General features: G+C 48.0%; 3 protein-coding genes. 1 reads left to right on the forward strand and 2 read right to left on the reverse strand.

Annotated elements, in window-relative coordinates:
* Window positions 1-192: 192 nt before the first annotated feature.
* Window positions 193-1,512 (reverse strand): divalent metal cation transporter, encoded by a 1,320-nt coding sequence (locus IH879_18850; GenBank protein MCH7676985.1) that lies wholly within the window; start codon window positions 1,510-1,512, stop codon window positions 193-195.
* A 106-nt stretch (window positions 1,513-1,618) separates the two neighbouring features.
* Entirely contained in the window at window positions 1,619-3,160 is a 1,542-nt protein-coding gene (locus tag IH879_18855) for a hydantoinase B/oxoprolinase family protein (protein ID MCH7676986.1), read from the reverse strand.
* Window positions 3,161-3,425: 265 nt separating this feature from the next.
* Here IH879_18855 and IH879_18860 point away from each other — a divergent pair, with 265 nt between their 5' ends.
* On the forward strand, window positions 3,426-5,354 hold the full coding sequence (locus IH879_18860) for a GWxTD domain-containing protein (protein ID MCH7676987.1): 1,929 nt from the start codon (window positions 3,426-3,428) through the stop codon (window positions 5,352-5,354).
* Window positions 5,355-5,522 lie beyond the last annotated feature (168 nt).

The raw sequence follows: 5,522 nt of genomic DNA on the forward strand, positions 1-5,522 counted from the left end.
ATTTCTCACTTCACAACCGTTCTAATCAACAGGATTTAGCCACGGATGAACACTGATTCATAGATCCAAATAGAGCAACACGGTCAGTTATCAAACTCAACATATAGGTATCCGTGTCCAATCCGTGTGAATCAGTGGCTCAATTTTGTTTTTAAAGAAATTAAGACTCATTTCTAAAGTGAGAAATGTCAGTTAAATAAAAAAGCGGCGTTTCTGAATCGCTCTTGCCAGGGGGATGGCAATTATTAAGGAGACAATAAGGGAGCTGATTAAAATAAAACTTTCTGCAGGCGTCGAAAATCCAAGAGTCGAGGCCACTGCTTTTGCAATATTCATAATTCCTAATATAAGCGTCACGACAACCACAGCGCTCATGATGGTGTTTAAAAAGAAGCTGTTTAAACCCCTCTCACCCATCAAGTTGCGATCGTTGACCACCAGAATTAGAAAAACCGCCACGAAAGGCAGCACAACCCCGTTTAGCGCCTGAGCCAAAATAATCGCCGGAATTGGCTGGACATCTGCCAGCCCAAACCCGACGCCGACCAGCAGCACACCCATCCAGATGCTTCGATAGCGCCAACTCCGAACGTGCCAGTGGTTTTCATCTGCTTTTTCAAACAAGCTTCTGGCAGTCATGGCGGCTGCCAGCGGTGCGGTCACCGCCGAAGACATTCCTGCTGCAAAAAGCCCAAAAGCAAAGAAAGGACCGCCCCATGGCCCGAGACGTCCCGAGAGTGTGGCCGCGAGGGCCTCAAACGAAAAAGTTGTTTCGATGGCGGCCCCTACCACCAAAATTCCCATTGAAATAAGTCCGCCAAGTAAAATGGCGACGCTTAATCCAAAGCGCAGTTCAGGAAGAGTGTGCCCTTTTGCGAGGCCCGATCCTAAAAAAAGATTATACGGTACAACGGTTGTGCCAATCAGGCCAAGCACCAAAAGACCCGAACCCCGGGGAAGACTTGGAATCAGGGTTCCGCTTAAAAGTCCGGCCAAAGGAGGTTTGAGTAAAAATGCGGTCACCAGAAAAACCAGCCCCATAAAAGCCACGACAATACTCAATACATAAGCAACCGTTCTGGGCGAGCCAAGCCAAAGCAGCACCCCGGCGATTCCGCCCACCAGCAAAGTTAACAGTTTTGCGGAAAAGCCGGTCCCGAGAACTGCGCCGGTGACGCCGCCTAAAATGTTTCCGGTTTGATAGGCCGCACAACCAAAAACAATGGCGCCCAAAACCATGACCAGCACCGAAAAACCCTTTAGGCCGCCTTGAAACTGTTGGCGGATGGCTTCACCTAAACTGAGCCCGGAAACAACGGTCACCCTCGCACTTGCCTCCTGGAGAACTAAACAGGCAATCGTTGAAAAAAGCAATGCCCAAAGCAGATCATATCCAAATCGCGCGCCCGATGAGGCGGCAGTGGTTACGGTTCCAGGTCCAATAAAAGCCGCCGTAATAATTGACCAAAAAAGGATGCTAAGAAAACGTTTCATCATCAAAAAGCGATAAATATGTTAATGTATTAAATCTTCCGAAGTGAGATGTGAGACGAAAAACGTGAAACATGAAAATCTAAACCATGAACCAAAATCCGTTTCACGTCTCACTTTTGACGTTTCACATTTTTCCAAATCCCCCTCCTCCCGGTGTTTTAAGAACAAGCCTATCTCCTGCTTTGACGTCACAGCCATCCACTGCTTTCAGGTGCACAACTTCCCCGGATGCACGATGAAGTTGGGTAGAACCTGGTTTTCCCGGCTTCCCGCCATTTAATCCAAAAGGCCCTTCGTTCCGGTGCTGACTGACAATTGAAAGAGACATGTTTTCCAGAAAAGTGATTTCGCGAATGGCGCCATCGCCGCCGCGCTGTTTTCCTTTACCGCCCGATCCTTTGCGGATGGCAAACTGCTCCAGGCGAACCGGATAGCGGTGCTCGAGAATCTCAGGATCGGTGATGCGAGTGTTGGTCATGTGACTGTGAGTGGCGCTGGCGCCGTCATAAGTCGGTCCGGCGCCGCAGCCGCCGCAAACCGTTTCATAATACCCGAAATCATCGGTGCCAAACAGGGTGTTGTTCATCGTCCCCTGGCTGGCGGCGGATAGGCCGAGGGCCTTGAGCAACGTGTCTACCAATCGCTGGCTGGTTTCAACATTGCCGCCAACCACCGCGGGCGCTTGCTCCGGATCGTCCGGAAAATCTGGATTCAAAATTCCTTTTGGAATTTTTAATTTTACCGGCGCCATGAGTCCTTCGTTGAGGGGTAGGGGTTGGTTGATCAATAAGCGCATAATGTAAATCACCACGCTGTTCACAATTGCCGGAGTGGCGTTGAGATTCCCCGGGTGAACTTCTGAGGATCCGGTAAAATCGATGCATGCGCTGTCTCCGGAAATCTCAATTTTAACGGCCAGAGGAGCGCCATCATCGAGTTTCTCAAGCGCTTCATATTTGCCGTCCGGGAGATCTTTCAGCGCGGCGCGAATTTGCTTTTCAGCGAGTTTTTTTAGCTCGTTCATGTAATGCACCACCAGGTCGTGGCCGTATTCATCTTCTAATGATTTCAGGGCCTGCACCCCGCGATGGTTCGCTGCGACCGCTGCACGCAAATCAGCAATGTTGTCTTCGACTGACCGAGTTGGAAATTTGCCGCTTAGCAGCAGGGAGCGCATCCCCTGCCATTTCGGCTTCCCCGATTTGATTAAATAGATGGGCGGGATGACCACCCCCTCTTCCGCGAGGTTGGTTGCAAACGGCGGCATGGAACCCGGCCTGCTGCCGCCAATCTCAGCATGGTGAGCGCGGCTGGCAACATATCCCAATAACGTTTCTTCTTTTGTATAAACCGGCGTCACCACGGTGATGTCCGGCAAATGTGCGCCACCGCAAGCCGGGTGATTGGTCACGCCAACGTCTCCGGGTCCGAGGGGCAGCGCCTCAACCAGGCTGCGCACACAAAGTCCCAGGGCGCCAAGGTGCACCGGCATGTGCGGCGCGTTGACCACCAGCTCGCCTCCGGCATCGAGCAAAGCGCAGGAGAAATCCAGACGCTCTTTCACATTGGTTGAAATGGCGGTCCGGCGCAGCATCTCGCCCATCTCCTGGGCAATGGCGCGGAAGCGGTTGGTGAACAGTTCAAGTTGGACGACTTCAGGTTTCATTTTTAAAAAGTGTTTGAGTATTCGAGTGTTAAAAGTGTTAGGGTGTTAAAGTTTTCAGGTGCTCAAGGGTTGTTCCAGCGCCTTAAATTTTGCGTGACAATAATTATTTTAACACTTTAAAACCCAAACACGTGAACACTTTTTTTTATTTAACACCTTAAAACGAAAACACTTTCTATTAGAAAGTCAAGGTTTTCCTTGATTAAATTTTAAGGATTTAGGATATTGTTCTACGTTTCCTGCTAAATGTCATTAAGCAAAGGCTATGAAAACGTTTGAAAAAACCAAACTGGTTGCGTTGTTCCAAAAATTGAGGGGTACTCTGTTTTCTAAAAATTTTCTTTATTACATAAGCTGCCTATTCATTTTCTTCCCGAGTTATAACCTTTCTGCCAAACCAAATTCCGATTCTGATATTTACGAGCGCGGCGTGGAGTTGAAAAATTCCGGCGATTGGGAACAGGCGCTGAAAGTTTGGTGGGAGGGGCGCAATGACTTGGAGAGAGACGGTTTGACCGACCCTAGAATCGGCATTGCGTTTATTGAGTTGGCCACAGAAAATTATGCCGGCAACTATTACGGTACCGCATGCGAGATGTACTTTTGGGGCTTGTCGGAAAGCAATGGCGGGGAACATAGATTCGTGATCCAAGAGGAATTCGAGCTCATTGCCCCGCTGTTGGGCGAAAAAGAAGAAAAGGTGTGGCGGGCATCACTGGAACGAAACGAATCCATCGCAAAAAGAATCAAGAGGTTTTGGTTTGAACGCGACCCAACCCCTGCCACTCCCGCCAACGAGAGATTGCTTGAACATTGGGAGCGGATTGCTTTTGCGCGTAAGACCTTCGACAAAAACTCCAGCACGCCATACGGCACAGATGACCGGGGATTAATTCACATTAAATACGGCGAACCGGATTTTAAGAAAATCAGCTCCTTTGGGCGCAGCGGTATAGAGCTGTTTCGTTGGATTGAAAGTCCATCGGCACGGTCTGATATCCGGGACGTGGATAGAAATCCCGACTATGAGCTCTGGATTTACTACGGAATAGGCGCAAAAGAATCCACCTTCTTTTTGTTTGGCAGAGAAGCCGGCATCGGATCCTTTGGTTTGCGAAACGGTGTGGAAGAATTCATTTCGGAATATGCTTATCTTCGCGGCGCCCGGAATATTTTGCAAATTATGTATTATTCGGAATTGGCCGGGTTGGACCCATTTTTCGAAGACCGTTATTATAAACTTGAAGAGATTTGGTACCGAACGGAAACCAGCCCCAATTATCCCGGAAAAAGGATTTTAAATCTGTTTTTCCACACGAATAAAGCCATTGATCGCACCGCCCCCTCCCATAAATATGCCGCCCCCGATAAAAGCAGCTATCACGATGCGATTTCTCCGATTCAAATTACAGCACAGAGCCTGCGCTTTCTGGACGAACTGAATTCTCCGCGTAACGCGATTATGGTCTTTGCGAATCCGCAGTTCAAAAATTTGGCAGCATCCGAGGATTTCAAAATCCCGGACTATTTGCTCAGACACACTCTGATTATCCGTGATGAAAATCTTAATGAGCAAGACCGGATCACGGATTTTGTCGTTGAAGATCTGGATTATCCATTCACTTTTATTTTGAGTGAAGTCGATTCGAATGCCAGTTTTTCAATTGCCACCGAAGCTTTTGCCAAAAAGGATTTTGTCTCCGAATACGGAGAATTTGCACCGCCGAAAAAAGCCAAGGTGCTGGCAAACGGCTCCGCTTTTTTGGTATCCTCGCCGCTACTCGGTACTGACATGAAAACGCTGGAGCTGAGTGATTTGATTCTTGGCGTCACCATCCCCGAAACGCTGGACGAATCTAAATTCTTGTTTCCGCTGATTCCCGGTCGTAAAATATGGAAAAAGGACAAGCTGAAAATCTACTTGGAAATCTACCACCTCTCTCCTGATGAAGTCGGCGTCTCACACTACTCAATTGATTTCCAAATTGCCGAACTGAAAGAAAAATCGAAAAAGAAGAAAAGCGAAATTACCCTCACATTCGAGTTTGATTCCTTCACAACCACCAGCAAAGAAAATTTTGACGTGGATATTTCCAAACTTTCCCCTGGCAATTATGAGCTTGCCGCCATCGTAACGGATAAAGTCTCCCGGCAGCAGAAAATCAGAAATGCGAATTTTGAGATCTATAACTAGGAGACCGACTGCCGACGATTTCAATAAATTAGATAATTTTTAACAACAAAAGGAGGAGGATGAAATGAAAAAAGGATTGATTTTCGCGACCTTAATTTTGTTTTATGGCTGTGGCGGGTCTGTGCTAGACATTGTAGATGTGAATGCTCCGGACATCAATTGCATCTT

It is taken from the genome of candidate division KSB1 bacterium, from assembly GCA_022562085.1.
Taxonomy (GTDB): domain Bacteria; phylum Zhuqueibacterota; class Zhuqueibacteria; order Oceanimicrobiales; family Oceanimicrobiaceae; genus Oceanimicrobium.

Coding starts and splice junctions, on each gene's coding strand:
- IH879_18860 (MCH7676987.1), top strand. CDS start 3,426: ATGAAAACGTTTGAAAAAACCAAACTGGTTGCGTTGTTCCAAAAATTG.
- IH879_18855 (MCH7676986.1), bottom strand. CDS start 3,160: ATGAAACCTGAAGTCGTCCAACTTGAACTGTTCACCAACCGCTTCCGC.